Here is a 25,211-nt window from a genome sequence, read left to right on the forward strand (position 1 = left end):
AAAACGACATTTCGCCCTATTCCGGTGCGATTGCTTCTTGGTACATTTCTGAAAAAAACCAATAAGTCCAATCCTCTTGGTGAGATGTCTACCATGATCGAATCTGTCGACAATTTCCTTGCACGCCTAAAGCAGCGTGACCCAGGCCAGCCGGAATTCCACCAGGCGGTGGAAGAGGTGCTGCGCACCCTGTGGCCATTCCTTGAAGCCAACCCCCACTACCTGCAGTCCGGCATCCTCGAGCGCATGGTCGAGCCCGAGCGCGCCGTACTGTTCCGCGTCTCCTGGGTCGACGACCTGGGCAAGGTGCAGGTCAACCGCGGTTACCGCATTCAGATGAGCAGTGCCATTGGCCCTTACAAGGGCGGGCTGCGCTTCCACCCGTCGGTGAACCTCAGCGTGCTGAAGTTCCTGGCGTTCGAACAGGTGTTCAAGAACTCGCTGACCTCGCTGCCCATGGGTGGCGGCAAGGGCGGCTCGGACTTTGACCCGAAAGGCAAGAGCGACGCCGAAGTGATGCGCTTCTGCCAGGCGTTCATGAGCGAGCTGTATCGACACATTGGCGCTGACTGCGACGTACCGGCCGGTGACATCGGCGTGGGTGCACGCGAAATCGGCTTCATGTTCGGCCAGTACAAGCGCCTGGCCAACCAGTTCACCTCGGTGTTGACCGGCAAGGGCATGACCTATGGCGGCAGCCTGATCCGCCCGGAAGCCACCGGCTATGGCTGCGTTTACTTCGCCGAAGAAATGCTCAAGCGTCAGGACAAGCGTATCGACGGCCGCCGCGTGGCGGTGTCTGGTTCGGGCAACGTCGCCCAGTATGCTGCGCGTAAGGTCATGGACCTAGGCGGCAAGGTGATCTCGCTGTCTGACTCTGAAGGTACCTTGTATGCAGAAGCCGGCCTGACCGACGCCCAGTGGGACGCCTTGATGGAGCTGAAAAACGTCAAGCGTGGACGTATCAGCGAGCTGGCCGGGCAATTCGGCCTGGAGTTCCGCAAGGGCCAGACCCCGTGGAGCCTGCCGTGCGACATCGCCCTGCCATGCGCCACGCAGAACGAGCTGGGCGCCGAAGATGCCCGCACCTTGCTGCGTAACGGCTGTATCTGTGTGGCCGAAGGCGCCAACATGCCGACTACCCTCGAGGCTGTGGATATCTTCCTGGACGCCGGCATTCTGTACGCCCCGGGCAAGGCCTCCAATGCGGGCGGCGTAGCCGTGTCGGGCCTGGAAATGTCGCAGAACGCCATGCGCCTGCTGTGGACGGCCGGTGAAGTGGACAGCAAGCTGCACAACATCATGCAGTCGATTCACCATGCATGCGTGCACTACGGTGAAGAGGCTGATGGCCGTATCAACTACGTCAAGGGTGCGAACATCGCGGGCTTCGTGAAAGTGGCCGATGCGATGCTGGCTCAGGGCGTGGTCTGATCTGAGACCTTAGGGGGTCGCTTTGCGGCCCATCGCGACGCAAGGCCGCTCCCACAGGGATGGCGCCAGCTTTTAGAAATTGAGCAAGACAGTTGCTTCCACAGGCTGGACTGCACCCGAGAAGTTGGACAACCAGGCAGTCAAGGCCCTGTGGGAGCGGCCTTGCGTCGCGATGGGCTGCAAAGCAGCCCCAGGGCCCTCAACCCTCGCCCAGAATCTCAACCACCTCTATCACCTGTTCCCCCACCGGCCGCCGCCAGACCACCTCATCCCCCGGCCCAGCCCCGAGCAAAGCCCGCCCCAGTGGCGAACCCCAGTTGATCAACCCGTGCCCGGCATCCGCCTCATCCTCGCCTACCAGCTGCACCACCTGCTCCTGGTCCTGCGCGTCGACAAATCGCACCCGGCTACCAATCTGTACCTTGCTATGCGAAGTCGCCGCGGGTACCACCTGGGCGCTTTGCACCCGCGCGCTGAAGTAGCGCAGATCCCGCTCGGTATCGGCCAGCCGTTGCTTGTCGCCCTGTTCGCCCTGCGCCTGCAGTTCGCTGCGCAAGGCATTCAGCTCGGCCACACGCGTTTGCAGCTGGTGCAGGCCGCTGGCCGTCACATAGTTGGGTTGGTCGCTGATGCGCCGTTCGACCGGCTGGTCGGCCTGGTCGGCGGCTTGGTCTTCGTTGACGAATGCTCGGCTCATGTAGGGCCTCCTTGTGCATGAGACCATCATGGCAGGCCGCCGGTTTAAAGGAATGTCCGTTTGCGACTCAATTGTGGCGATAGGCCTTGGCAGCGCCGCGGTCCTTTTCCTGTTCCCACTCGCGGTCGCGCTGGTCCCAGAAGCGCTCGTGGTATTGGCGCTGTTCTTCGCTGTTCTGCATGGCGTGACACTGGCGGAAGCCATCGTCCCAGCCGGTTTCGTACTGACGCTCGTGCAGGTAGCGCGGTACGTTTTTGCGAAAGTTGCCCACCATCAGCCCGGCCGCCTGGCGGCCACTGCTGCAGCCGTCCTGGAAGCCATCCGCATAGGCAGGAGGGTAACCGTGGCTGACCATCTGCTCGTGGGTGGTTTCGCAACCTGACAGCAACAATGCAATGCACACGCCAAACCAGTACCGCGACATAGCCACAAAGCCCTCCAGTTGATGATGGGAAGTCTAGGTGGCGGTTTGTCGGGTAGGTGTCAAAACAGTGTCAAAGAGTTGGTTCAGTCACACTGCTTTGCTGGCTTAACTGGCCAATTCGCGGGCGTGCCCGCGAAAGGCCGTAAAACGGCCTCAGTAGTGATACCACTTCAGCTCCAGCATCACCTCGTTTTGCGCCGTAGCCAAGTGGCTGAATTCCCGCGAGGCACTCAGCCGCAACCCCAGGTTCTGGCTGATCTCCCACTGCTGGTTCAGGCTCACACTGCGTCGCACTTCGCCGTTGGTGAAGTAATCGCCCTTGGCCTCCAGCGTCATGTTGCCCAGCCCGTTGCGCCACAGCAGCCCGCCATTGAAGCCAGCCGCCGGGGCAATGAACTGAGCGAAGTCGTTGTGATGCTCGACCCGCACCGTGCCCAAGGCAAACCCCAGCAAACCGTCGGCCAGCTGCCAGGTGCCGCCAGCGCCACCATTCACATGGCTCACCAGCACTTCGTCATCATGCTTGCCCGGCACCCGCTCCAGCCCCCCAGCCACTTGCCATGACCAAGGCTTGAGCAGCTCGTTACGGGGTGTCAGTGAACGGATGGTGGCCAGGTCCAGGCGCTGCACCTGCCAATCGTTTCCTTCGTACTGGCGCAGCTTCAATTGCAGGATTTCGATCTGTGCGCCCAGCGGGAAGCCATAGGCGTTGTCATTCAGGTCGTGGTAGGCCATGCGCAGGCCATATTCGGCGTAGGCGCGGTCTTCACGGGTGCCCACGCCCAGTTGCCAGGTGCGCGAGTCATGGCCATCCTCGGGCAGGCCGGGGCGCTCGATCTGCAGGGGCGGCGGCGGGTTGCTGTTGATCGCCCGCAGCAACTCGAAGCTGCGTTTGGCCTGCCCTGGATCGCGTTCCTGGCCATTGGCCCGATACCGCTCAAGACGATACGCGGCATCTTGCACCAACGCTTGGCGTTCGCGAGGCAGGGCCTGGAATTCAGGGCTTTGCAATTGCGCAGTGTCGGCGCTTACAGCCAGCACCTGGCGCTTTTCGTTGGGGTCGAGTGGCTCGGCCCTGGCCAGCAATTCACGTTCGCGAGAGGGGCGGTAGGTTTCGCTGGCGACCAGGCCGGACTGCTTCACGGCTTTCACCGTGTCGGTGGGAATGGCGGTCAGCGGGAACTGAGACGTCAAGTCCAGGCTTGGCCGGGCCACTTGCAGCAGCTCCAGCAGGCGATAGGAGCAGTTTTCGTCGAAGAAGAAGTAGTCGAACTGGATCTGCTTCAGCTCCCACACATGCTCGACCATACGTCCGGTTTCTTCGGGGGTCAGGTCCAGCTGGTATTCCCACAGGTCGCGGTTTTCCAGGCTGCGGTATTCGGACAGTTTTTCCTGGTAGGGCATCAGCGCGAACAGCCCCGGGTAGCCACCCATCAGGCCTTTCCAGGCGTACAGGATGCTGTTGTCGCTGCCTTCGATATAGGCACCGAAGTTGATGGCGTAGCTCAGCAGCGTGGTGTCGTCGCTGCGGGTGTTGGACTGGTCGATGCGCAGCAGGGTGTGCCCGAACATCGACGACGGGCTGTTCAGGTAGGCTGCCGGGAAGATCAACGCGGCGCTGTGCGGGTCGATCGACTGGTACCAGGTCTTGAATTCCTGGCAGTCCGGTTGTGGCAAGTCTTGCAGGTCGAGCTGTTCGCGCAGCCAGCGGGTGCGCGCGGGGAAAACGCACTGGGCGTGCTTGTCACCGAGACTGGCCGGGGCATACAGCGCATCGACCGTAGCCTTGAGTTCCTGGTCCGGATGGTGCGCGCCATCTTCGGCGAGGAAGAACGCATCATCATCCACATAGCTGCGCCAGCCGCCGAGCTTGGCGGTTTCGTAATGTCCAATGGCGAGCCAGTAAGGGGTATTGGCCAATTGCTGGAGACGGCCTGGATCCAGCAGGGGGGCGGCATGAACAGGGGCGCAGGCACACAGCGCCAGGGCAGCGAGGCGTTTGAGCATATCGGGCAACTACTTCTTGACGATGCCGAAAAAGGCGAAACCCGCCCCGGTTGGGGCGGGAGCAGCTGTGCTTAGGCCTCGGTAGCGTATTTGGCCAGACGGGGGTCGCTCTTCAGAACGGCCAGGGTGTTGCTGTGGACAGTTTCGGCAGTGACGTCGGCGCTGCTGAAGATCTGGTTGAAGTGCTGGTGGGTGACCGAGTTGAAGTAGCTGCGGTCCTCCGGTGCTACGCCGAGAACGACGGCATAGGTGGTCAGTGCTTCGCCCTGGCCCATGGCCATGTCTTCGGAAAGCTCGTTCATCATGCCGTTCATGGCGAACCAGGACTTGCCGCCGTAGGTCAGCGAAGCCTTGGTCGAGCAGCCGTTGGTGCCGGAGGTCATGCCGAAGGTGGCGTTACCGGAGGTGCCGTTGGTGGTAGAAGCCAGGAAGTGTGCCGGCGTGCCGCGCTGGCCTTCGAACAGCATGTTGCCCCAGCCGCAGTTCGGGCCGCCAGGCGCTTCGGCCATGGCGTTCAGCGAGACCACGGTGAACAGAGTACCCAGAAGAATCCGTTTCATAGCATTTGTTCTCTTTGTCTTAACCAAGGGTCAGGGTTTCTGGCAACTCGGTTGCCAGGTCGGGAAAGCTTTTCACCCACCCGCGCAGCTTGGAGTTTAGGCACGATCTAAAGGTTGCGTTGTTGATTGCGAAAAATTTGCTGTCACAGGACTGCACCGGCTGCGACATAAAGTCCCGTGGAGCCTTGCAAGGCGCGCGCGGGCAGCGCCAGAATGCTGCGTATCTGCCCGCCGAAGTAAGGAAACCCAATGCCCGATCCTGTCGCTGCGCGCCTGCGTCTTGCGCCTGAAGCCCTGACCCGGCGTTTCTCCCCCGAGCAGTTTGCTTTTACCCATACCGACGATCTGGAGCCGTTTCGCGGAGTTCTGGGCCAGGAACGTGCTGTCGAGGCCCTGCAGTTTGGCGTGGCCATGCCGCGTCCTGGTTACAATGTGTATGTGATGGGCGAGCCCGGCACCGGGCGCTTCTCGTTCGTCAAGCGCTACCTCAAGGCCGAGGGCAAGCGCCAGCAGACCCCGGCCGACTGGGTCTACGTCAACCACTTCGACGACACCCGTGAACCACGTGCACTGGAGCTACCGTCCGGAAGCGCCGCCGAGTTCATCAGCGACATGGGCGGATTGATCGACAACCTGCTGTCGACGTTCCCGGCGGTGTTCGAACACCCGTCCTACCAGCAGAAGAAGGGCGCCATCGACCGCGCTTTCAACCAGCGTTATGACCGCGCTCTGGATGTGATCGAGCGCGCGTCGCTGGAAAAGGACGTGGCCTTGTACCGCGATGCCAGCAACGTCGCCTTCACGCCGATGGCTGATGGCAAGGCGCTGGATGAAGCTGAATTTGCCCAATTGCCGGAGGAGGTGCGCGAGCAGTTCCACGAGGACATTGCCCTGCTTGAGGAGCGCCTCAACGAAGAGCTGGCCAGCCTGCCGCAATGGAAGCGCGAATCGAACAACCAGCTGCGCCAGCTCAACGAAGAAACCATCACCCTGGCACTGCAGCCGTTGCTGGCGCCGCTGTCGGAAAAGTACGCCGAAAACGCGGCGGTTTGCGCCTACCTGCAATCGGTGCAGTTGAACCTGTTGCGTACGCTGGTCGAGCAACTGGTCGATGACAGCAAGTCCGACGCCGTGGCCCGCAAGCTGCTCGAAGAGCAGTACGCGCCCAGCCTGGTGGTGGGCCATCACGCTGACGGTGGTGCGCCGGTGGTGTTCGAGCCGCACCCGACCTACGACAATTTGTTTGGCCGTATCGAATACAGCACCGACCAAGGTGCGCTGTATACCTCCTATCGCCAACTGCGCCCAGGCGCGCTGCACCGGGCCAACGGCGGCTTCCTGATTCTGGAAGCCGAGAAAATGCTGGGCGAGCCGTTCGTATGGGACGCGCTCAAGCGTGCGCTGCAGTCGCGCAAGCTGAAGATGGAGTCGCCGATCGGTGAGCTGGGCCGTGTTGCCACTGTCAGCCTGCAGCCGCAGGTGATTCCGCTGAACGTCAAGCTGGTGATCATCGGCTCGCGCCAGCTGTACTACGCACTGCAGGACCACGACCCGGACTTCCAGGAGATGTTCCGCGTGCTGGTGGACTTCGATGAAGACATGCCGATGGTCGACGAGAACCTGGAGCAGTTCGCCCAGCTGTTGCGCACCCGCACCAACGAAGAGGGCATGGCGCCGCTGACCAGTGACGCGGTGGCGCGTCTGGCCACCTACAGTGCGCGTCTGGCTGAAAACCAGTCGCGCCTGTCGGCGCGTATCGGCGACCTGTTCCAGTTGGTCAGCGAGGCTGATTTCATTCGCCAGCTGGCCAGTGACGAAATGACCGACGCAGGCCACATCGAGCGTGCACTCAAGGCCAAAGCCACCCGTACCGGCCGTGTGTCGCAACGGGTGCTGGACGACATGCTCGCCGGCATCATCCTGATCGACACAGAAGGCGCGGCCATCGGCAAGTGCAACGGCCTGACCGTGCTGGAAGTGGGTGACTCGGCGTTCGGCATGCCCGCGCGTATTTCGGCCACCGTCTACCCCGGCGGCAGCGGTATTGTCGATATCGAGCGTGAGGTCAACCTTGGCCAGCCGATCCACTCCAAAGGGGTGATGATCCTCACCGGTTACCTGGGCAGCCGCTATGCCCAGGAGTTCCCGCTGGCGATCTCCGCGAGCATCGCCCTGGAGCAGTCCTACGGCTACGTGGACGGCGACAGCGCCTCGCTGGGCGAAGCCTGCACGCTGATCTCGGCCTTGTCGCGCACGCCGCTCAAGCAGTGCTTCGCCATCACAGGTTCCATCAACCAGTTCGGTGAAGTGCAGGCGGTGGGTGGGGTGAACGAGAAGATCGAGGGCTTCTTCCGCCTCTGCGAGGCGCGTGGCCTGACCGGCGAGCAGGGGGTGATCATTCCGCGTGCCAACGTCGCCACCCTGATGCTTGATGAGCGCGTGTTGCAGGCGGTGGAGAACGGCATGTTCCACGTCTACGCGGTCAGCCAGGCTGATGAGGCGCTGAGCCTGCTGGTGGGCGAGGAGGCCGGGGTACTCGACGACAAGGGGCTGTTCACCGAGGGCAGCGTCAACGCTCGGGTGGTGGAGCGCCTGCGTGAAATTGCCGAGATGATCAGCGAGGAAGACATCGAGAAGGCAGAAAAGGAACGCCTGGAAGAGGTAATTGCCCAGGCCAAACCGGCCTGAGTCAATAAACTGGCGCTGGCGGCGATGTGCTACCGTTCAGCGCCAGTTTTCCATCTTTCTGTACTGTTCCTCTATGCTGGAACTTAAGGACGGTACAGCGTTCAGGATGGAAACAGCCTGAGGGTTTCGGGCTGAACAAGGCTCATTGGAGGGGACGCGGCCATGCGCAACCTCAGCCTCACACGCCAGTGCCTGGGCCTGGTGACCCGTATCGAATGCAGCATCCGCCCGCTGGCCGGTGACAACGGCATGTGGACGTTGCTGTTCGCCGCCGGCATGGCCGGTGAACAACCCTCCGCGATCAAGGCGCAGGGCCCGTTTCATGGGCCACTGGTGGCCGAGTCGGTGCTCAATGCCATTGTCGACAGCCTGACCCTGCATGGGTACCAGGTGGCCGAGGACCCGCAGATCTGGTGTTTGCATTTGCAGGCGCAGTTGCGGCGGATCAATGGTGAGCGGTGTCGCAACCTGGGGGATTACCAGTTTCATCCTGAGACCTGAAAAATGCCGGGGCCGCTTTGCGGCCCATCGTGACACAAGGCCGCACCCACAGGTACAGCATCGCCTTGCTGTGGGAGTGTGGCCTTGTGTCGCGATCAGGCTGCGGAGCAGCCCCCGGGCTTTTGCTGTAACAGGTGGCTGGCTATACTCGCCGTCGCTTTTTTAGTCACCTGATGAGTCCTGAACTTCATGGAACGTATCCTCGAAAACGCGATGTATGCCTCGCGCTGGCTGCTCGCACCGATCTACTTCGGCTTGTCCCTCGGCCTGCTGGCCCTGGCGCTGAAATTCTTCCAGGAAGTGGTCCACGTCCTGCCCAACGTCTTTGCCCTCAGCGAAGCCGACCTGATCCTGGTGATCCTGTCGCTGATCGACATGTCGCTGGTCGGTGGCCTGCTGGTGATGGTGATGATTTCCGGTTACGAAAACTTCGTCTCGCAGCTGGACATTGATGAAAGCAAGGAAAAGCTCAACTGGCTGGGCAAGATGGACTCCTCGTCGCTGAAGATGAAGGTTGCCGCGTCGATCGTGGCGATTTCGTCCATTCACCTGCTGCGGGTGTTCATGGATGCGCAGAACATCTCCACCGATTACCTGATGTGGTACGTGATCATCCACATGACCTTCGTGGTCTCGGCGTTCTGCATGGGCTACCTGGACAAGCTGACCAAGCACTGAGTCCGCTTGCTGCTTACACCGCTCGGCCGTTGCCAAACGGACGGGCGGTGTCGTTTCTGGCTTGTGCTTTTAGCCGGTCTGTACAAAAAATGAGCTCTCATGCGTGGTTCCTATCGCGAGGTGCTCTCATGAACCTGCATCAGCTCAATACCGAGGCCAGGGCTGGCCATGTCGACGAACTGAACCTGATCGCCATCGAAGGCGGTGACTACCTGCTCGAGGCCCGGGTCAAAGGCCATCCTCACCCCCTGTCCGATACCCGCGGTGAACGCTTGCGCGTGCACTCGGTGGAAGATGCGCGCAAGTTGCTGCAAACCATTCCCTTGCTCTCGATGAACCTGGTGCACTGGTCGGTGCAGGATGAAATGTGCGGCATGGGTACGCACCCGGAAGAAGACCTGAAGGTGCCGATTTCCCAGCGTTCGGCCTGGTAGCTGCTCGCAGCGCCCCAGTGTGCTAGGCTGCTCGCCCTTTTTATCAAGGGCGCGGCTGCATTGCGCCCTGCAGTGGAGCACGACAATGTCCGAACTCAACCTGTCTACCGACGAAACGCGCGTCAGCTACGGTATCGGCCGTCAGCTGGGCGGCCAGCTGCGCGACAACCCGCCACCAGGCGTTAGCCTGGAAGCCATCCTGGCCGGCCTGACCGACGCCTTCAACGGTGCCGACAGCCGCGTCAGCGAAGCCGACCTGTCGGCCAGCTTCAAGGTCATCCGTGAGGTGATGCAAGCCGAAGCTGCAGCCAAGGCCGAAGCCGCCGCTGCTGCTGGCAAGGAGTTCCTGGTCGAGAACGCCAAGCGTGAAGGCATCACCACGCTGGCTTCGGGCCTGCAGTTCGAAGTGCTGACCGCTGGCGAAGGCGCCAAGCCGACCCGCGAAGACAACGTGCGTACGCACTACCACGGCACCCTGATCGACGGCACCGTGTTCGACAGCTCCTACGAGCGTGGCCAGCCGGCTGAATTCCCGGTCGGCGGCGTGATCGCTGGCTGGACCGAAGCCCTGCAGCTGATGAACGCTGGCAGCAAATGGCGCCTGTACGTGCCAAGCGAGCTGGCTTACGGCGCCCAAGGCGTTGGCAGCATCCCGCCGCACAGCGTACTGGTGTTCGACGTCGAGCTGCTCGACGTTCTGTAATGCCCTAGAGGCCGGCCCTGCCGGCCTCAATTCCAGTCTGTCCCCTCAGGGCGCAATGCCCGCGCATAGCAAAACAGAAACAGATTCCGTACCAGTTCCTTGAGCACCCCCGGCTCACTCGAATTCAGCCCGCTCATGTCCAGGTCACCCTGGTCACGCAGTTCGTCGAGGGCTTCTTCTTCAAGCACCGCGCACACTTCGCCGGTTTCCCGATGAAGAATGCGCAGGTAGGGGTGAGGGCGTTCCAGCCAGGCGTCGATCAGATAAGTCATGGCTATTCTCCTTGGACAGCAATTCCAGTGAGAATAATTCTTATTACGTAAATGGCAAGCGCCAATTGCCGGATTTTTGTGTAATCAGACTTTGCGGACGAACTCGGACTTCAGTTTCATGGCACCGATGCCGTCGATTTTGCAGTCGATGTCGTGGTCGCCGTCGCACAGGCGGATGTTCTTGACCTTGGTGCCAACCTTGACCACCAGGGACGAACCCTTGACCTTGAGGTCCTTGATCACGGTGACGGTGTCACCGTCTTGCAGGATGTTGCCGACCGAATCCTTTTTCACCACCTCGTCACTGGCCGCCTCGGCATCGCCGCCGGCCGACCACTCGTGGGCGCATTCAGGGCAGATCAGCTGAGTGCCATCCTCATAGGTGTATTCGGAGTTGCATTTTGGGCAGGGTGGCAGAGTGCTCACTTCGGTTCCTCAAACAAACAGACGGGCGGTTAAAAGCCCACATTGTAAAAGGTAATTTCCCGGAAGTGATTATGTCCGGACAAAAAGCATCGCGGGCAAGCCGGCTCCCACAAATGGTGTAGGAGCGGGCTTGCCCGCGAATGAAGGCGACTCGGTCTGTCAGTGCGTACGCGCGACCGCAAACTCGCTCAGTTCAACCAGCGCATCCCGGTATTCACTGGCAGGCAGCACTTCGAGGCAGGCGATGGCACGCTTCACGTAATCGCGCGCCAGCTCGGCGGTGTACTGCAGCGCGCCCGACTCTTCGACCGCGACGCGAATCTGTTCCAGATCTTCCAGGCCACCCTTCTGGATCGCCTGGCGTACCAGTGCCGCCTGTTCGGCAGTGCCTTCGCGCATGGTGTAGATCAGTGGCAGGGTAGGTTTGCCCTCGGCCAGGTCGTCACCGACGTTCTTGCCCAGGGTCTGCGAGTCACCCTTGTAGTCCAGCAGGTCGTCGACCAGTTGGAAGGCCACGCCCAGATGGTCGCCAAAGGTACGCAGGGCTTCGCGCTGCTCGTCGGTGGCCTGGGCCAGTGCCGCAGCACTGTGGGTAGACGCTTCGAACAGCATCGCCGTCTTGCCGCGAATGACCTCCATGTAGACTTCCTCGGTGGTGCTGGCGTCGCGTACGCGCGACAGTTGCAGCACTTCACCTTCGGCAATCACCCGGGTGGCCTTGGACAGAATCTGCATGACCGGCATCGAGCCCAGTTCGACCATCATTTCGAATGAGCGCGAATAAAGGAAGTCGCCCACCAGCACGCTCGGCGCGTTGCCCCACAGGGCATTGGCAGTAGAGCGGCCACGGCGCATGCCGGACATGTCGACCACGTCGTCGTGCAGCAGGGTGGCGGTGTGCAGGAACTCGATGGTGGCGGCCAGCAGGCGCAGGTCGTCGCCTTCGCGGCCCAGGGCCTTGCCACACAGCAGTACCAGCAGGGGACGCAGGCGCTTGCCGCCGGCGGACGTGATATAGTCGCCGATCTTCGATACCAGCGGCACGCGCGAGGTCAGCTGCTTCTTGATGATCTCGTCGACGGCGCTGAAATCATCAGCCACCGCGCGGTAGAAGGTTTGGGGTTGCATCGGCTGCTCCAGTGAGGTTGCGCGGCATGCTAGGTCGCAGGTCCCGGTGTGTCAAGGCGCGGTGCCCGCTGGCCGGGGGCGGCACTTGCAAGCAAAACCGCGGTTGCGTACAATCGCGCACCCTAACTTCCTGGGCAGCACCTGCCTTACGCAATTGCGCCGGGCCGTTCCAGCCCTGTGCAGCCATGCCAGCCAATACTCATCATATAAAGCGCTGGGTGAGCAGGATTATCGGAGAAATACCATGTCTTACGCAGTAATCGTTACCGGCGGCAAGCAGTACAAAGTCGCTGAAGGTGAATTCCTCAAGATCGAAAAACTGGAAGTCGCCACTGGCGAATCCGTGACCTTCGATCGCGTTCTGCTGGTCGCCAACGGTGAAGAAGTCACCATCGGTGCTCCAGTTGTTGCTGGCGCTAAAGTAGTGGCCGAAGTCGTTTCGCAAGGCCGCCACGACAAGGTTCGCATCATCAAGTTCCGTCGTCGTAAGCACCACATGAAGCGTATGGGCCACCGCCAGTGGTTCACCGAGATCAAAATCACCGGCATCCAGGCTTAATCCCCTAGATCCCCTGAATTTATTTGGAGAATTGAACCATGGCTCACAAGAAGGCTGGTGGTAGTACTCGTAACGGTCGCGACTCAGAATCTAAACGCCTTGGCGTGAAGATGTATGGCGGCCAGGTTATCAAGCCAGGCAACATCATCGTCCGTCAGCGCGGTACCGAATTCCACGCTGGCTACGGCGTTGGCATGGGCAAGGACCACACCTTGTTCGCCAAGATCGAAGGCGTGATCAAGTTCGAGAAGAAAGGCGAGTTCATGCGCCGTTACGTGAGCATCGTCGCCGCTTAATCGCGACGTCGCTCCAGAAGCCCCGTCATGCGACGGGGCTTTTTCGTTTGTGGTGAGCCTCTTGCAAAGCTGTTTGTCTGGGTTGCCGGCGTTGGTTTCTACGGTCGTACGGGGCCGCCGCGCTCATTTTTGCAAGAGCCTCATGTTTTTGAGTCATTCAGCTCGTCTACCGACGAGAGGCGGTTTTAATGAAGTTTGTTGACGAAGTATCCATTCGGGTCAAGGCCGGTGACGGTGGCAACGGTTGCATGAGCTTCCGTCGCGAGAAGTTCATCGAGAACGGCGGCCCTAACGGCGGTGACGGCGGTGACGGTGGCTCGGTGTACATGATTGCCGACGAAAACCTGAACACCCTGGTCGACTACCGCTACACCCGTCACCATGAAGCCCAGCGTGGCTCCAACGGCGGTAGCACCGACTGCACCGGCAAGAAGGGTGAAGACCTGTTCCTGCGCGTGCCGGTCGGCACCACCGTGATCGATGCTTCCACACAGGAAGTGATCGGTGACCTGGTTACCCCCGGCCAGAAGCTGATGGTCGCGCAAGGTGGCTGGCACGGGCTGGGCAACACCCGTTTCAAGTCGAGCACCAACCGTGCACCGCGCCAGACCACCCCAGGCAAACCGGGTGAGCAGCGTGACCTGAAGATGGAAATGAAGGTGTTGGCCGACGTCGGCCTGCTGGGCTTGCCGAACGCTGGCAAGAGTACCTTCATCCGTTCGGTCTCGGCCGCCAAGCCGAAAGTCGCCGACTACCCGTTCACTACCCTGGTGCCAAACCTGGGCGTGGTCAGCGTCGACCGCTGGAAGAGCTTCGTCATCGCCGACATCCCCGGCCTGATCGAAGGCGCCTCTGAAGGTGCCGGTCTGGGTATCCGCTTCCTCAAGCACCTGGCGCGTACGCGCGTGCTGCTGCACCTGGTGGACATCGCGCCGCTGGACGAAAGCAGCCCGGCCGATGCCGCCGAAGTCATCGTCAACGAGCTGACCCGCTTCAGCCCGTCGCTGGCCGAGCGTGAGCGCTGGCTGGTGCTGAACAAGGCCGATATGGTCATGGACGACGAGCGCGACGAGCGTGTGCAGGAAGTGATCGATCGTCTGGAGTGGGAAGGCCCGGTCTACGTGATCTCGGCTATTTCCAAGCAGGGCACCGACAAGCTCAGCCACGACCTGATGCGCTACCTTGAAGACCGCGCCGACCGCCTGGCCAACGACCCGGCCTACGCCGAAGAGTTGGCCGACCTCGACCAGCGTATCGAAGACGAAGCCCGTGCCCAGTTGCAGGCCCTGGACGACGCCCGTACCTTGCGCCGTACCGGCGTCAAGAGCGTGCACGACATTGGCGACGATGACGGTTGGGACGATGATTTCGAGGACGACGAAGACGGTCCGGAAATCATTTACGTGCGCGACTGATCGGTTGCAGTACACTAAACGCCGCTCTCTGGAGCGGCGTTTTTGTATCCACGGTATCTACAGATTCGACATAGGTTGGAAGAAGATGCGAAGCAAGGTGACGGGCGCCAAGCGCTGGGTCGTTAAGATTGGCAGTGCTCTGCTGACCGCCGATGGCAAGGGCCTCGACCGCGGTGCAATGGCCGTTTGGGTCGAGCAGATGGTCGCGCTGCGTGAGGCAGGCGTGGAGTTGGTACTGGTCTCCTCCGGGGCCGTGGCTGCCGGCATGAGCCAGCTGGGCTGGACCAAGCGACCGAGTGCGATGAACGAGCTGCAGGCGGCTGCCTCGCTCGGCCAGATGCGCCTGGTGCAGGCCTGGGAGTCGAGCTTCGGGGAGCACGGGAAGCACACCGCGCAGATCCTGCTGACCCATGACGACCTGTCCGACCGCAAGCGTTACCTGAATGCCCGCAGCACCCTGCGCACCTTGGTCGATCTGGGCGTGGTGCCGGTGATCAACGAAAACGACACCGTGGTCACCGACGAGATCCGCTTTGGCGACAACGACACCCTGGCGGCGCTGGTGGCCAACCTGGTCGAGGCCGACCTGCTGGTGATCCTCACCGACCGCGATGGTATGTTCGATGCCGACCCGCGCAACAACCCCGAGGCGCAGTTGATCTACGAAGCCCGTGCCGACGACCCCTCGCTGGATGCCGTGGCCGGTGGTACCGGTGGTGCCCTGGGCCGTGGCGGCATGCAGACCAAGCTGCGTGCGGCGCGCCTGGCTGCCCGTTCCGGTGCCCACACCATCATTATCGGTGGCCGCATCGAGCGTGTGCTGGACCGTCTGAAGGCGGGCGAGCGCCTGGGCACCTTGCTGTCCCCTGAGCGTGGCATGCTCGCTGCGCGCAAGCAGTGGCTGGCCGGTCACCTGCAAACCCGTGGCACCCTGGTGCTGGATGCCGGTGCCGTGCAAGCGCTGCGTCAGGCCAACAAGAGCTTGCTGCCAGTTGGCGTGAAGACAGTGCAGGGCAGCTTCCGTCGTGGCGAGATGGTGGTGTGCGTCGGCCCGGACGGTGTTGAAGTGGCTCGCGGCCTGGCCAACTACAGCGCCCTGGAGGCGCAGAAGATCATTGGTCAGTCGTCCGAAGCCATCGAGTCGATCCTTGGCTATAGCGCCGAGCCGGAACTTGTACACCGCGACAACCTGGTGCTGGTATGAGCCTGCTGAAGAGCGTAATCGCGGTGGCAGCGTGCGTGCTGCCGATGTTGGCTGGCGCCGAAGAGATCGGCCAGGTGTCCACCGTGTTCAAGTTGCTCGGGCCGAACGATCGCATTGTGGTCGAGGCGTTCGATGACCCTAAGGTTGAGGGCGTGACGTGCTACCTGTCACGTGCCAAGACGGGCGGAGTGAAGGGGGGCTTGGGGCTGGCCGAGGACCGGGCGGAGGCATCGATTGCCTGTCGTCAGGTCGGGCCGATCAACTTCAAGGGTGAGCTCAAGGATGGCGAGGAAGTGTTCAAGGAGCGCACCTCGCTGGTGTTCAAGACCATGCAGGTGGTGCGTTTTCTCGACAAGAAGCGCAACACGCTGGTGTACCTGGTGTACAGCGACCGCATGATCGAAGGCAGCCCGCAGAATGCGGTGACTGCCATTCCGATCCTGCCTTGGGCTCATTGATAGCCCGCGCCTACATACGCTCGGTGGTTGGACACACGCCGTCGTAGGCGCGGGTTCACCCGCGAAAGGGCCGGACCTGCTGGCCAATTTCCACCCGCCGTTCACCGTTGCCGCCGCCACCGTATTCGCGGGTAAACCCGCTCCTACATACGCATCGGTGGTTGGGCGCAGGTCGTCGTAGGCGCGGGTTCACCCGCGAAAGGGCCGGACCTGCTGGCCAATTTCCGCCCGCCGTTCACCGTTGCCGCCGCCACCGTATTCGCGGGTAAACCCCTCCTACATACGCATCGGTGGTTGGGCGCAGGTCGCCGTAGGAGCGGGTTTACCCGCGAATGGGCCGCAACGCGGCCCCGGCTATCTCAGGCCAGCTCCTCGGCCTGATCCTCACGCACAACCGCCTTCACTTCATCCAGCCGGCTGATGAACTTCCAGTCCGCCTCGTCGATGTAGATGCCGTTCGGCCCGCTGCCACCTTCCAGGTCGATCGCAACGTGCGCCGAGACCTGTGGTTTCACACTCGCCAGGATCGGTACGAAGCCCAGTTGCTGGCTGGTTTCCAGCAGTGCCGCCTGGTTGCGTTCGTCGATGTCTGCTGCTTCGTCCAGGTAGTACGGCAGGCGAATACGCCCAGCCAGGTCGCGGTCCATCAGGTGCAGCAACAGGTACATGTTGGTCAGCGCCTTGATGGTCATGGTGGTGCCGTTGGACGCCGCACCGTCGATGTCGGCGTGGATGATCGGCTGGCCATTGACCTTGGTGATCTCGAACGCCAGCTCGAACAGGTCCTTCAGGCCCAGCTGGTTGTGGTTGGCCGCCACCAGCCGTGCCAGGTACTCCTTGGCCTCTTCGTTCTTGTTGTCCTGATCGGCACTCTGGGTCAGGTCGAAGACCGACAGGGTTTCGCCTTCTTCGTACTGGCCGGCACTGTGGATAATCTGGTCGATGTGCTTGAGCGCTTCCTTGTTCGGCGCCAGTACCACGCGGAAGCTTTCCAGGTTGGACACCTGGCGCTTGTTGATCTCGCGGTTGAACAGGGCCAGCTGGTGCTCAAGGCTGTCGTAGTCGCTGCGGATGTTGCGCAGGGTTCGGGCGATGTCGGTGACCGCAGCGCGACGTGCCTTGGCCAAGGTCAGGGCTTCGTCGGTACGGTGCGCGTAGGCGTTCACCAGCAGTTGCAGGCGGCGTTCCATGTCGTCTTCGCTGTCGAACTTGGCCACGCCTTTGAGGCGCACCTGGGCGTACAGCGCCTCGATCTGGTTGTCCACTCGCTGCAGGCCTTGCCAGCTGTCCTGGTAGTCATTGAGCAGCGGCAGCAGGTTGTCCATCGAGTCGTCGATGGCTTCCATGTATGGCGTGCCGTAGGGCAGGTCGGCCGGCAGCAGCTGGCGACGGCGCAGGGCGTCTTCCAGGGTGCGTTGCTTGGACTCGAGGTCGCCGAGCTGACGGCCGACCAGTTGCAACTTGGCTGACAGCTGCTGGACGCGCTCGGTGAAGGCGTCGCTGGAGCGCTTGAGTTCGTCCTGGGCCGCTTCCAGCTGCGAGAGCTGTTCCAGCTTCTCGGGCTCTTCGGCGGTGAGGGTTTGGCTACGGCGGAAGTCTTCCAGCGCCTTCTGCGCGTCCAGCACTTCCTGGTACAGGGTTTCGGTCTGCGCTTTGGACGCGGAGCGGTCGGCGGCCACGGCCTGCTGGGTCTTGAGCTGCTTGAGTTCTTTTTCCAGGCGCTCTTTCTGGTCGCGCAGGGCGGCGCGGTCGGCCAGGGCCTGCAGGGCCGGTGGGTCGATGTGGGTCAGGTCGATGGCCAGGCCTGGGGCCTCGAAGCGCTCGCCCTTGAAGCCGTCCAGCACCGCTTCCAGCGATTTTACCCACAGGTCGCTGTCGTCCAGCTCGATGCCGCGGTCGCCCAGCGGCAGGCTGAACAGCGCACCGTTGAACAGGCGCATCAGGCGGTCGACGTCCTGCTGCGAGAACTCCTCGCGCAGGCGGGCATAGCTGTTGTTGTCAGCGTGATCCAGCTGCTGCTTGACCTGCTTCAGGCGTTTTTCCAGGTCGCGTACGCGCTCGTCGAGGTCTTCGGCACTGAACTGCCGTGACTGGGCCAGCGCGCCGGCCAGCTCGTCGTGGGCATCTTTGGCTGCCAGCAGTTGCTGCTCCAGTACCTTGACGTCATCGACCAGCGCAAAGCGGTGCTTGAGCACCGACAGCTCGCCTAGCCAGCGCTGGATACCGGTAATTTCACGCTCCAGGCGCATCAGCTCCTGGGTGCCGCCGCGCTGGTCGTTCTGCAGGCGGTCCTGCTCGCCACGGTAGTGCTCGGACTGGATGACCAGCTCTTCCTTGCGCGCCATGGCGTATTCCTGCCAGGTGCCCAGCAGGGTGTCGAGCACAGGCGAAATGCGGTGCAGCTTGCCACGCAGGATGTCGCGCTGGGCCACGCCACCGGCCAGGGCCTCGACCAACGGGCCGGCAGCCACCAGGGCGTTGTAGTCCTGCTCCATGCGGCGTACGTCGCGGAAGGCTTCCTCGCACGCAGCGATGTAGTCGACGCTGCCCGAGCGCAGGCTGTGCTCGAAGGCGTCGAGGAACAGCTGCTTGAGCTTGGCGGCGGTGATCTCACGCATGTGCAGCAGGTTGATGAACAGCGCGCGGAAGGTTTTCAGGCTTTGCTCGCTGGTGGAGCGCAGCGGGATCATGGTCAGGTCCAGCGGCACCGAAGTGTGTCCGCCCACCAGCAGCCGGCGCAGTTCGTCCGGCTTCAGTTCGTAAGCCTTGATCCCCAGGCGTTCAAGGTTGGTGAACAGCTCTTTCTGACGCAGGCAGGTGTCGTTCTTCTGGTAGTGGGCCAGGTCCAGTTCGCCCTTGTAGGCGAAGAACTGGTGGCCGAAACCGCCACCCGGGCCGCGCCCGACCACACCAATCACGTGCGTGCCGTGGGGCAGGCTCAGTTCGCAAAGAATGTACGACGTGTCGCTGGCGAAGTAGAAGCGGCGCGATTGCTCAAGGCTGTACTTGCCGAAACTCATGTCCGACATACGTGCCAGGATCGGGAACTGCAGGGCATTGATCGAAGCCGATTTACCCAGGTTGTTGGCGCCGTATACCGACAGCGGGTGCTCCAGCGGGAACAGGCCAAGGCTGTAGCCGGCGGTGTTGAGCAATGCGAAGCGGCGGATGCCGTAGCGTTCCTGGCTCATGCGTCAATCTCCTGTTGCTCTTCGCGGATGGCCCGGGCCAAGGCGTCCTCTTCGCTTTCCTCGCCCTGGAAAGGCGTGAGGTCGAGCGGGTCGTCGGTACGGTTGAGTTCTTCGGCGCTTTCTTCCTCGACCAGTACCGGGGTCGGCAGCGGCAGGGCGCTGTGCAGGGTGGCGGCCAGGTCGCGGTCCTGCTGCACCGAAAGGCACACATCGAGGAAGCGATGCATGGGCGGCAGGAAGCGGTAGATGCCGCCTTCCTCATGGGCGAAGCCGAGTTGGGTCATGCGGCGCAGGATTTTTTCTTCCAGCTCGTCCACGGTCTGCACTTCGGCCTGCAGGAACAGGTCGCGGTACTTGTCCAGCAGCGAGGGCAGTTCGTCGCGACCGATGCTGCCGCCATCGAGCACGGCCATCGGGTCGCGGCCCTGGTCAGCAAGGTGCTCGACCAGGATGAAGGTGAACAGCGACAGGCGCTGCGCGGTCTTGTTGACCTGCGCGGCGGTCATGTCGGGCACGAAGTAATAGAAGCCACGGGTATCGCACACCAGCTCGAAGCCCAGGGCCTTGAACAGGGTGCGGTACTGGTCCTGGAAGTTCGACAGCTGGGCGTACAGCTCAGGGTCGCGCCGGCTGACGTGGAAGCCTTTGAACAGCTCGCGGAAGATCGGCGCGAGCTGGGACAGTTCGGAAAGATCAAGATGCATGGGCTGGGCTCGCGTTGGGTTCGGTAGGCGCGCTAGGGGCGTCTTCGCGGCTGGAGGTCAGGGCGAACGAATGCAGGCTGACCAAATGTTCCTGAGTGGTGTATTCGCGGCGGTCGAGGCGTTCGCGCTTGAAGCGCTTTTCCCGCGACAGGCGCGAGAACCAGTACAGCAGCTCGTCGGTGGCGCCTTCGGGCTCCTGCTCCAGCAGCCAGACCATCAAGTCGGGCAGTGGCAGGGCCTGTTCGCAGCGTTCGGCCATTTCCTTGACCGTGCGCGGGGCACGGGGCAGGGCGCCGGACTGGGTCTTGTGGGCTTTGGGGAAGCGCGCCGGTTTGGGCTCGAAGCGGGCCAGTGCGTAAACGTAGGCCTCGACCTGGCTGGCACTGCCAAGGAAGGTGCTTTGCGGGCGGGTGAACATCGGCATGGCCGCCTGCGGCACGGCATCGATGCCCTTGCGCCGGATCACCGACAGGGCCAGTGCAGCGCCGCGGGTCACGGCGTTGTGGCGGCGGGCTTCTTCGCGCAGCGGCAGCAGCAGTTCGCGGGCGTGGCGCAGGGTCAACTGGGCGCTGGTCTGCATTTCCAGAATGCGCGCGTGGGTGCGCAGCAGCATGTCGTCGTCGACCAGGTGGCCCAGGCGCGCCTGTTCGCCCAGCAGTTTCAGCAGCACGGTCTCGACCTTGCGTACACCCTGTTCGAAGGCGCCGTCGGCGTTGACCAGCTGGATCATCGGCTCGACGTATTCGTCCCAGGTGGCCAGCACTTCGGCATAACGCTGGCGCAGCGGAATCTGGCGGTTGCTGGTCTTGGCCCGTTCGGCCACGGCCACCAGTGCCTGCTCGTCGTTGTCGAGCTTTTTCAGCACATCGCGCACACGCATGTCGAGCAGGCGCAACTGGCGTGCCAGGTCGTCGCTGTCGCGGTTGTCGAAGGCATCCTGGATGTGCCCGGCCAGGCGCTCCAGGTGGCGCAAGTAGGCTTCGATCTCCAGGCACAGGCCCAGCCGGTGTTCGCGGCGCAGGTAGGCGAGGAAGTCGTGGATCTGCGCGTTGAGCTCGAAACGGTTCGGGCTCTTGGCCACCGGGACCAGGATATCCAGGCGGATCCACACGTCGAGTAGCTGGGTGATGTCCTGCGGGGTGCTTTCGAGCTGCTGGCGGGCCACATGCTGGCGCAGTTCGACCAGGCTCAGGGTGCCCTGGTCGAAACGCTCGCACAGCGGCTCGATCAGGGCCCAGTGTTCGGCTAGGGCGCGCAGGACGCGCTTGGGTTCGATCATTGGCTTCGACTCGTTGCCAAGAAAAAGGGGGCGATTGTACTGCATTCGCGGGGGTGGTTTTTACCCCTTGGTCTGTAATGAGAGATAACCTTTAGGTTTGTGGGTGTATGTCGTTGTTCTAGTGGCACTCGTGAGATCGAGCGCCGCCCGCGCGGCGCTCGGTCTGATAGGCGCTGCAAAAACCACGGCGTACACGTTAGAATGCCCAATTGCCTTCACCCCCTCGGATATCCGCCCCTTGCTGACCGAACCCCGTCGCCGCGCCTACCTTTCCGCCATGCAAGTGGTGCACTGGCTGCCGCGCGCCGAGCTGCCGTTCGCCGCACCGTCGCGGCCCGAGCTGCTGCTGCCGGTTGTGCCAGTCGAGGACATCGATTTCGAGGTCAGGCCGGCATCGGTAACCAACGAAGCGCCTGTCACCCCCCAGGCCCGCTCCGGCGAGCGGCCGAAAATCGAGATCCCACGCCCGGGCAGTGTGGCAAAACCCGCCGTCAAGCCTGCCGAGGCACAAGAGCAGCCCGCTGCTCCGCGCCCGGCACCGGTGCCGCCACCGCGCTTCTCGCTGCAGTTGTTGCGCGCCGGCAGTTGCCTGCTGCTGGTTGAACTGGCCACCGGTCAGCCCTTCCAGAGCCGCGATCCGTCCTATCTGCTGCTCAAGGACATGCTGCGCGCCGCCGGCCTGCCCGACGCCCCGCAGATCATCGGCGAGCCGGTACGCTGGCCACTGTTGGTGCGCGGCAACATGGACCAGGGGCCGGAGGCTGCGCGCGATTTCGTCCAGGGCTTCGTTCAGGCGCGCCTGGAAGACGCCCCGTGTACCTGTCTGTGGCTGGTCGGCCTGCCGGCACTGCGTTTTGCCGCCAATGTCGACGCCGACGCCTATTACCAAACCCTGACGCTCGACAGCCTGGGCGACGCCTGGGCATTGCCGGGCCTTGAACTGTTGATGGACGAGCCGCAGCGCAAGGCGGACGTCTGGAAAGCCATGCGCCAGCTGATGGCGCGCTGGAAGAGCGTTGAATGAGTGACTCGATCAGCTTCCGCCCGATGACCGAGGCGGATCTGGATGCCGTACTTAAGATCGAATATGCCGCATTCAGTCATCCCTGGACCCGTGGAATCTTTCAGGATGCGCTCAAGTCGTACGAAGTCTGGCTGATGTTCGATGGCCAGCAGCAAGTGGGCCATGGTGTGATCAATGTGATCATCGATGAAGCGCACCTGCTCAACATCACCGTAAAACCGGAAAACCAAGGCTGCGGCCTGGGCCTGCGCCTGCTCGAACACCTGATGGCCCGGGCCTATCAGCTCAATGGCCGCGAATGCTTCCTGGAAGTACGCGCCAGCAACCAGTCGGCCTATCGTTTATACGAACGTTACGGCTTCAACGAAATTGGCCGCCGCCGCGACTATTATCCGATCGCCGGCGGCCGTGAAGACGCCCTGGTGATGGCCTGTACCCTGTTCGAAGACTGACTTTCCAGCGGCTTACCCCGTCACGCAGGCACCCCTCTGCTTCGGCCACCCGCTGACGCTGCAGTAACGGTTGCGCGTTGAACTAGTATGAGTTCCGGTGAGAGCGCAGGCTTTGTTCTCTGCAGGGACGGATAAAGAATGAGAAAACTGCTTTTGGCAGCGGGCTTGTGTTTAGCGAGTGTTGCCCACGCTGACGAGCGCGACGTGTGGATGTTCGCCCAGTGGGCGGGTGATCATCAAACCCGCCCTTTCCGCGAAATGCTGGTAGATGCCCGGCTTTACGGTGTAGTGCCAATTCACCAGTTGCTGCGCTCGGCTTCGGACTGGAAACTGTGCCACGCATCGCCTTTCGCTGTACCGCCCCCCGGCAATTGGGCGGCTGTACGCTCGACCCTCGCGTTGATCAGGGCACTCGACGATCAAGGCATCCTGCGCCAGTTCGAGGTGGTTTCGGCTTACCGTGAGCCGCGCCTGAACGCCTGTGCGGGCGGGGCAGCCAACAGTGCGCATACCCGCGCGTTCGCCGTCGATATACTGCTGCCGGCCTGGGCCGACCCCAATCCGCTGTGCCGTTTCTGGCAGCAGCACGGCCAAGTCTGGAACATGGGCCTGGGCCGCTACCCGTCAGGCCGCATTCATGTGGATACCGCCGGCTATCGCACCTGGGGCGGCGATGGCGGTGCGGGGTCGTCGTTCTGCGTCAAACCCAAATGAGCCAGGCAACCCCGGCATTCGTCCATTAGCCACTCTGCGAAGCGCTGGCACTTGCTGCTGTCGGCCAGAGGCTGTGGGCTAAGCAGGTGGTAGGCCGAGCCATCGCGCACAAAACCGTACGGTGCCTGCAATTGCCCGCTGTCGAGTTCGTCGCACACCATCAGGGCTGAGGCCATGGCCAGGCCCAGGCCGGCGTTGGCGGCCTGGATCGACAGGTAGAAATGCTCGTAGTCGCTGCGTTCGCAGTGCCGCGCCTGTTGGCCGCTCAGGCGCAGCCAGGTGGGCCAGGCAGCAGGGCGTGTGGTGCTGTGCAGCAGCCGTTGGCCATCGAGTCTGGCGCTGGCGGCGGGGAGGCACACCGGGCCGATCCATTCATCGCAGACCTTCTGGTTGAACAGCTGGTTATTCCAGTGGAAGTCGTCACGGCGGATGGCCATGTCGACCCCACTGCGGGCGAAGTCCGGCGGCCCGCCGGCAGCCACCAGGTGTAACTGCAGGTCGGGATGGGTGGCATGGAAGCGCGGCAGGCGCGGGATCAGCCAGCGCATGGCGATGGTCGGTTCGCAGGACAGCACAAGCACATTGTCGCGGACCTGGTGCTGCAAACGCTGCACGGCGCCTTCCAGCTGCTCGAAGATCGCCTGGGTGGTGCCATGCAGGGCGCGGCCGGCAGGGGTGAGGAAAATGGCCCTGTTGCGCCGTTCGAACAGTTCCACGCCAAGGCTTTCTTCCAGCAGGCGTATTTGGCGGCTGACCGCGCCGTGAGTGACGTGCAAGTGCTCGGCGGCGCGCACGAAGCTCTCGGTCTGGGCGGCAATGTCGAAGTAGCGGAAGGCGTTGAGTGGCGGCAGTTTCATGATTTCCCTGTTCAGCTGTGCCGGCCTCTTCGCGGGTAAACCCGCTGCTACATGGCCACATAGTTCCCTGCAGGAGCGGGTTTAGCCGCGAAGAGGCCAAGGCAGGCTGTACGTATCTGTGAGCAAAACTATCAGATTCATCTCAGCATAAATCGATTTTTCCGCATCTGTAAGCGCTCGATAATCGGCGGTCTGTGCATTTCCATCGCCTATCGAGAGCCCTCAGCATGACCGAACTCATCGCCGTCGCCCTGTTTACCCTGCTCGCCGTCATCAGCCCTGGCGCCGATTTCGCCATGGTCACCCGCAGCAGTTATGCGCAGGGCCGCAAGGCCGGGCTGGCGGCCGCCATAGGTATCGCACTGGGGGTGCAGGTGCATGTGTTGTACACAGTGTTGGGCATTGCCGTAATCATCAGCCAGAGCCCGGCGCTGTTCCTCGTCATGAAAGTGCTGGGTGCGGGCTACCTGATCTACCTCGGGTACAAGTCATTGACCAACACCCGACGCATCAGCCTGGACGGGGTTGGCCAGTCTGCTGCCAGCGTACTGCAAGCGCTGCGCACCGGCTTTTTGACCAACGCCCTCAACCCCAAGACCCTGTTGTTTGTCATCAGTGCCTTCACCCAGGTGGTACAGCCTGGCAGCCCGCTGACGCTGAACTTCGCCTACGGTGCGTTCATGTCCGTTGCCCATTGGCTATGGTTCAGCCTGGTGGCGGTATTTTTTTCCAGCACGGCATTGCGCAAGGCGATGATCGAACGGCAAGTGCTGGTGGACCGGGCCATTGGTCTGGCATTGATCGGGCTTGGCCTGGCTGTGGCGGTGACCGGAATACGTTAAGGCGACGATAGCAGCGCCGAAACCTGTGGTTCGGCGCCCGGCTGCTGCTGGATGGGTTAGCGCGGGCACCAGCAACTTTTTCGCAGGCAAAGAAAAAGGGCTTACCTTGCGGTAAGCCCTTCGTCTTGTTTGGTGGCTACACAGGGACTTGAACCCCGGACCCCAGCATTATGAATGCTATGCTCTAACCAACTGAGCTATGTAGCCGATGGCGCGCATTATTCTCTTGAACGCCCCCTCTGTCAACACTCATTTCAAAAAAAA

Annotated in this window: 26 protein-coding genes and 1 tRNA gene; 15 read left to right on the forward strand and 12 right to left on the reverse strand. The window is 62.2% G+C overall.

From position 1 onward, the window contains the following. Nucleotides 1–93: 93 nt before the first annotated feature. Nucleotides 94–1,434 (forward strand): NADP-specific glutamate dehydrogenase, encoded by a 1,341-nt coding sequence (gene gdhA, locus LMH93_RS03700; protein WP_230064840.1) that lies wholly within the window; start codon nt 94–96, stop codon nt 1,432–1,434. A 199-nt stretch (nt 1,435–1,633) separates the two neighbouring features. Here the strand turns inward: gdhA and LMH93_RS03705 are convergent, their stop codons facing one another. From LMH93_RS03705 to LMH93_RS03720, 4 genes are all read right to left on the reverse strand, one after another. Then, nucleotides 1,634–2,131, reverse strand: a complete 498-nt coding sequence (locus tag LMH93_RS03705; RefSeq protein ID WP_185279726.1) for a GreA/GreB family elongation factor — start codon at nt 2,129–2,131, stop codon at nt 1,634–1,636. Between the two features lie 67 nt (nt 2,132–2,198). Further along, nucleotides 2,199–2,555 (reverse strand): hypothetical protein, encoded by a 357-nt coding sequence (locus tag LMH93_RS03710; protein WP_108190737.1) that lies wholly within the window; start codon nt 2,553–2,555, stop codon nt 2,199–2,201. A gap of 153 nt (nt 2,556–2,708) precedes the next feature. Next, the gene (locus LMH93_RS03715; RefSeq protein ID WP_054888538.1) at nt 2,709–4,562 is read right to left on the reverse strand and encodes an Lnb N-terminal periplasmic domain-containing protein; all 1,854 of its coding nucleotides are present in this window, start codon (nt 4,560–4,562) and stop codon (nt 2,709–2,711) included. A gap of 71 nt (nt 4,563–4,633) precedes the next feature. Further along, entirely contained in the window at nt 4,634–5,122 is a 489-nt protein-coding gene (locus LMH93_RS03720) for a DUF3015 domain-containing protein (protein WP_003247492.1), read from the reverse strand. Nucleotides 5,123–5,371: 249 nt separating this feature from the next. Between LMH93_RS03720 and LMH93_RS03725 the strand changes: the two genes are divergently transcribed. From LMH93_RS03725 to LMH93_RS03745, 5 genes are all read left to right on the forward strand, one after another. Then, nucleotides 5,372–7,810, forward strand: coding sequence for a Lon protease family protein (locus LMH93_RS03725; RefSeq protein ID WP_004575710.1), 2,439 nt, complete (start codon nt 5,372–5,374; stop codon nt 7,808–7,810). Nucleotides 7,811–7,972: 162 nt separating this feature from the next. Then, nucleotides 7,973–8,311 carry a PA4575 family protein gene (locus tag LMH93_RS03730; RefSeq protein WP_003247487.1) on the forward strand — a complete coding sequence of 113 codons (339 nt, stop codon included), beginning with the start codon at nt 7,973–7,975 and terminating at the stop codon, nt 8,309–8,311. 189 nt (nt 8,312–8,500) lie between these two features. Continuing rightward, on the forward strand, nt 8,501–8,989 hold the full coding sequence (locus tag LMH93_RS03735; protein ID WP_003247486.1) for a TIGR00645 family protein: 489 nt from the start codon (nt 8,501–8,503) through the stop codon (nt 8,987–8,989). A 128-nt stretch (nt 8,990–9,117) separates the two neighbouring features. Then, nucleotides 9,118–9,423 (forward strand): DUF6482 family protein, encoded by a 306-nt coding sequence (locus LMH93_RS03740; RefSeq protein ID WP_003247483.1) that lies wholly within the window; start codon nt 9,118–9,120, stop codon nt 9,421–9,423. A gap of 85 nt (nt 9,424–9,508) precedes the next feature. Beyond that, nucleotides 9,509–10,126 carry an FKBP-type peptidyl-prolyl cis-trans isomerase gene (locus LMH93_RS03745; RefSeq protein WP_003247482.1) on the forward strand — a complete coding sequence of 206 codons (618 nt, stop codon included), beginning with the start codon at nt 9,509–9,511 and terminating at the stop codon, nt 10,124–10,126. 26 nt (nt 10,127–10,152) lie between these two features. Here LMH93_RS03745 and LMH93_RS03750 read toward each other — a convergent pair whose 3' ends face one another. From LMH93_RS03750 to LMH93_RS03760, 3 genes are all read right to left on the reverse strand, one after another. Then, the gene (locus LMH93_RS03750) at nt 10,153–10,398 is read right to left on the reverse strand and encodes a PA4570 family protein (protein ID WP_003247479.1); all 246 of its coding nucleotides are present in this window, start codon (nt 10,396–10,398) and stop codon (nt 10,153–10,155) included. 84 nt (nt 10,399–10,482) lie between these two features. Next, nucleotides 10,483–10,824: a zinc ribbon domain-containing protein YjdM gene (locus LMH93_RS03755; RefSeq protein WP_003247477.1), complete on the reverse strand. Its 342-nt coding sequence runs from the start codon at nt 10,822–10,824 to the stop codon at nt 10,483–10,485. Between the two features lie 159 nt (nt 10,825–10,983). Continuing rightward, the gene (locus tag LMH93_RS03760; protein ID WP_003247469.1) at nt 10,984–11,952 is read right to left on the reverse strand and encodes a polyprenyl synthetase family protein; all 969 of its coding nucleotides are present in this window, start codon (nt 11,950–11,952) and stop codon (nt 10,984–10,986) included. A gap of 244 nt (nt 11,953–12,196) precedes the next feature. Between LMH93_RS03760 and rplU the strand changes: the two genes are divergently transcribed. From rplU to LMH93_RS03785, 5 genes are all read left to right on the forward strand, one after another. Beyond that, nucleotides 12,197–12,511, forward strand: coding sequence for a 50S ribosomal protein L21 (rplU, locus tag LMH93_RS03765; RefSeq protein WP_003247466.1), 315 nt, complete (start codon nt 12,197–12,199; stop codon nt 12,509–12,511). Between the two features lie 38 nt (nt 12,512–12,549). Continuing rightward, on the forward strand, nt 12,550–12,807 hold the full coding sequence (gene rpmA / locus LMH93_RS03770; protein ID WP_003247464.1) for a 50S ribosomal protein L27: 258 nt from the start codon (nt 12,550–12,552) through the stop codon (nt 12,805–12,807). 188 nt (nt 12,808–12,995) lie between these two features. Beyond that, complete coding sequence (gene cgtA / locus LMH93_RS03775; protein WP_003247460.1) at nt 12,996–14,222, forward strand: Obg family GTPase CgtA; 1,227 nt, start codon at nt 12,996–12,998, stop codon at nt 14,220–14,222. Nucleotides 14,223–14,307: 85 nt separating this feature from the next. Then, nucleotides 14,308–15,426: a glutamate 5-kinase gene (proB, locus tag LMH93_RS03780; protein ID WP_003247458.1), complete on the forward strand. Its 1,119-nt coding sequence runs from the start codon at nt 14,308–14,310 to the stop codon at nt 15,424–15,426. Further along, complete coding sequence (locus tag LMH93_RS03785) at nt 15,423–15,884, forward strand: CreA family protein (protein WP_230064841.1); 462 nt, start codon at nt 15,423–15,425, stop codon at nt 15,882–15,884. The genes proB and LMH93_RS03785 overlap by 4 nt, the downstream gene beginning before the upstream one ends. A 359-nt stretch (nt 15,885–16,243) precedes the next feature. On the opposite strand, the gene mksF is transcribed toward LMH93_RS03785, so the two are convergent. The 3 genes from mksF to mksB are packed head-to-tail and all read right to left on the reverse strand — an operon-like array spanning nt 16,244 to nt 21,058. Next, complete coding sequence (gene mksF / locus LMH93_RS03790) at nt 16,244–19,075, reverse strand: Mks condensin complex protein MksF (RefSeq protein WP_003247454.1); 2,832 nt, start codon at nt 19,073–19,075, stop codon at nt 16,244–16,246. Next, nucleotides 19,072–19,779 (reverse strand): Mks condensin complex protein MksE, encoded by a 708-nt coding sequence (mksE, locus tag LMH93_RS03795; protein WP_003247452.1) that lies wholly within the window; start codon nt 19,777–19,779, stop codon nt 19,072–19,074. Before mksE ends, mksF begins: the two co-directional genes overlap by 4 nt. Further along, complete coding sequence (gene mksB / locus LMH93_RS03800; protein WP_003247449.1) at nt 19,769–21,058, reverse strand: Mks condensin complex protein MksB; 1,290 nt, start codon at nt 21,056–21,058, stop codon at nt 19,769–19,771. The genes mksE and mksB overlap by 11 nt, the downstream gene beginning before the upstream one ends. A 238-nt stretch (nt 21,059–21,296) precedes the next feature. Here mksB and LMH93_RS03805 point away from each other — a divergent pair, with 238 nt between their 5' ends. The 3 genes from LMH93_RS03805 (at nt 21,297) to LMH93_RS03815 (ending at nt 23,248) form a co-directional block, all read left to right on the forward strand. Then, the gene (locus LMH93_RS03805) at nt 21,297–22,082 is read left to right on the forward strand and encodes a hypothetical protein (protein WP_003247448.1); all 786 of its coding nucleotides are present in this window, start codon (nt 21,297–21,299) and stop codon (nt 22,080–22,082) included. After that, on the forward strand, nt 22,079–22,534 hold the full coding sequence (gene rimI, locus LMH93_RS03810) for a ribosomal protein S18-alanine N-acetyltransferase (RefSeq protein WP_004575708.1): 456 nt from the start codon (nt 22,079–22,081) through the stop codon (nt 22,532–22,534). Before LMH93_RS03805 ends, rimI begins: the two co-directional genes overlap by 4 nt. Before the next feature lie 138 nt (nt 22,535–22,672). Continuing rightward, nucleotides 22,673–23,248: a D-Ala-D-Ala carboxypeptidase family metallohydrolase gene (locus LMH93_RS03815; RefSeq protein WP_185279724.1), complete on the forward strand. Its 576-nt coding sequence runs from the start codon at nt 22,673–22,675 to the stop codon at nt 23,246–23,248. Here LMH93_RS03815 and LMH93_RS03820 read toward each other — a convergent pair. Then, a complete protein-coding gene (locus LMH93_RS03820) occupies nt 23,188–24,105 on the reverse strand; it encodes a LysR substrate-binding domain-containing protein (protein WP_230064842.1) in 918 nt (305 codons plus the stop codon). The two genes, LMH93_RS03815 and LMH93_RS03820, sit on opposite strands and share 61 nt — an antisense overlap. Nucleotides 24,106–24,332: 227 nt before the next feature. Between LMH93_RS03820 and LMH93_RS03825 the strand changes: the two genes are divergently transcribed. Further along, nucleotides 24,333–24,947 (forward strand): LysE family translocator, encoded by a 615-nt coding sequence (locus LMH93_RS03825; RefSeq protein ID WP_004575706.1) that lies wholly within the window; start codon nt 24,333–24,335, stop codon nt 24,945–24,947. A gap of 130 nt (nt 24,948–25,077) precedes the next feature. Here the strand turns inward: LMH93_RS03825 and LMH93_RS03830 are convergent. Further along, nucleotides 25,078–25,154 (reverse strand) — tRNA-Met (locus LMH93_RS03830). Nucleotides 25,155–25,211 lie beyond the last annotated feature (57 nt).

The organism is Pseudomonas sp. CIP-10 (assembly GCF_020911845.1).
Taxonomy (GTDB): domain Bacteria; phylum Pseudomonadota; class Gammaproteobacteria; order Pseudomonadales; family Pseudomonadaceae; genus Aquipseudomonas; species Aquipseudomonas alloputida.

What these genes read in the sequence shown, in the direction of transcription:
- mksE (WP_003247452.1), bottom strand. Translation starts at nt 19,779, where the DNA reads ATGCATCTTGATCTTTCCGAACTGTCCCAGCTCGCGCCGATCTTCCGC.
- rpmA (WP_003247464.1), top strand. Translation starts at nt 12,550, where the DNA reads ATGGCTCACAAGAAGGCTGGTGGTAGTACTCGTAACGGTCGCGACTCA.
- proB (WP_003247458.1), top strand. Translation starts at nt 14,308, where the DNA reads ATGCGAAGCAAGGTGACGGGCGCCAAGCGCTGGGTCGTTAAGATTGGC.
- gdhA (WP_230064840.1), top strand. Translation starts at nt 94, where the DNA reads ATGATCGAATCTGTCGACAATTTCCTTGCACGCCTAAAGCAGCGTGAC.
- LMH93_RS03705 (WP_185279726.1), bottom strand. Translation starts at nt 2,131, where the DNA reads ATGAGCCGAGCATTCGTCAACGAAGACCAAGCCGCCGACCAGGCCGAC.
- LMH93_RS03750 (WP_003247479.1), bottom strand. Translation starts at nt 10,398, where the DNA reads ATGACTTATCTGATCGACGCCTGGCTGGAACGCCCTCACCCCTACCTG.
- LMH93_RS03720 (WP_003247492.1), bottom strand. Translation starts at nt 5,122, where the DNA reads ATGAAACGGATTCTTCTGGGTACTCTGTTCACCGTGGTCTCGCTGAAC.
- LMH93_RS03785 (WP_230064841.1), top strand. Translation starts at nt 15,423, where the DNA reads ATGAGCCTGCTGAAGAGCGTAATCGCGGTGGCAGCGTGCGTGCTGCCG.
- LMH93_RS03715 (WP_054888538.1), bottom strand. Translation starts at nt 4,562, where the DNA reads ATGCTCAAACGCCTCGCTGCCCTGGCGCTGTGTGCCTGCGCCCCTGTT.
- LMH93_RS03815 (WP_185279724.1), top strand. Translation starts at nt 22,673, where the DNA reads ATGAGAAAACTGCTTTTGGCAGCGGGCTTGTGTTTAGCGAGTGTTGCC.
- mksF (WP_003247454.1), bottom strand. Translation starts at nt 19,075, where the DNA reads ATGAGCCAGGAACGCTACGGCATCCGCCGCTTCGCATTGCTCAACACC.
- LMH93_RS03710 (WP_108190737.1), bottom strand. Translation starts at nt 2,555, where the DNA reads ATGTCGCGGTACTGGTTTGGCGTGTGCATTGCATTGTTGCTGTCAGGT.
- mksB (WP_003247449.1), bottom strand. Translation starts at nt 21,058, where the DNA reads ATGATCGAACCCAAGCGCGTCCTGCGCGCCCTAGCCGAACACTGGGCC.
- rplU (WP_003247466.1), top strand. Translation starts at nt 12,197, where the DNA reads ATGTCTTACGCAGTAATCGTTACCGGCGGCAAGCAGTACAAAGTCGCT.
- LMH93_RS03820 (WP_230064842.1), bottom strand. Translation starts at nt 24,105, where the DNA reads ATGAAACTGCCGCCACTCAACGCCTTCCGCTACTTCGACATTGCCGCC.
- LMH93_RS03730 (WP_003247487.1), top strand. Translation starts at nt 7,973, where the DNA reads ATGCGCAACCTCAGCCTCACACGCCAGTGCCTGGGCCTGGTGACCCGT.
- LMH93_RS03760 (WP_003247469.1), bottom strand. Translation starts at nt 11,952, where the DNA reads ATGCAACCCCAAACCTTCTACCGCGCGGTGGCTGATGATTTCAGCGCC.
- cgtA (WP_003247460.1), top strand. Translation starts at nt 12,996, where the DNA reads ATGAAGTTTGTTGACGAAGTATCCATTCGGGTCAAGGCCGGTGACGGT.
- LMH93_RS03735 (WP_003247486.1), top strand. Translation starts at nt 8,501, where the DNA reads ATGGAACGTATCCTCGAAAACGCGATGTATGCCTCGCGCTGGCTGCTC.
- LMH93_RS03740 (WP_003247483.1), top strand. Translation starts at nt 9,118, where the DNA reads ATGAACCTGCATCAGCTCAATACCGAGGCCAGGGCTGGCCATGTCGAC.
- rimI (WP_004575708.1), top strand. Translation starts at nt 22,079, where the DNA reads ATGAGTGACTCGATCAGCTTCCGCCCGATGACCGAGGCGGATCTGGAT.
- LMH93_RS03825 (WP_004575706.1), top strand. Translation starts at nt 24,333, where the DNA reads ATGACCGAACTCATCGCCGTCGCCCTGTTTACCCTGCTCGCCGTCATC.
- LMH93_RS03745 (WP_003247482.1), top strand. Translation starts at nt 9,509, where the DNA reads ATGTCCGAACTCAACCTGTCTACCGACGAAACGCGCGTCAGCTACGGT.
- LMH93_RS03725 (WP_004575710.1), top strand. Translation starts at nt 5,372, where the DNA reads ATGCCCGATCCTGTCGCTGCGCGCCTGCGTCTTGCGCCTGAAGCCCTG.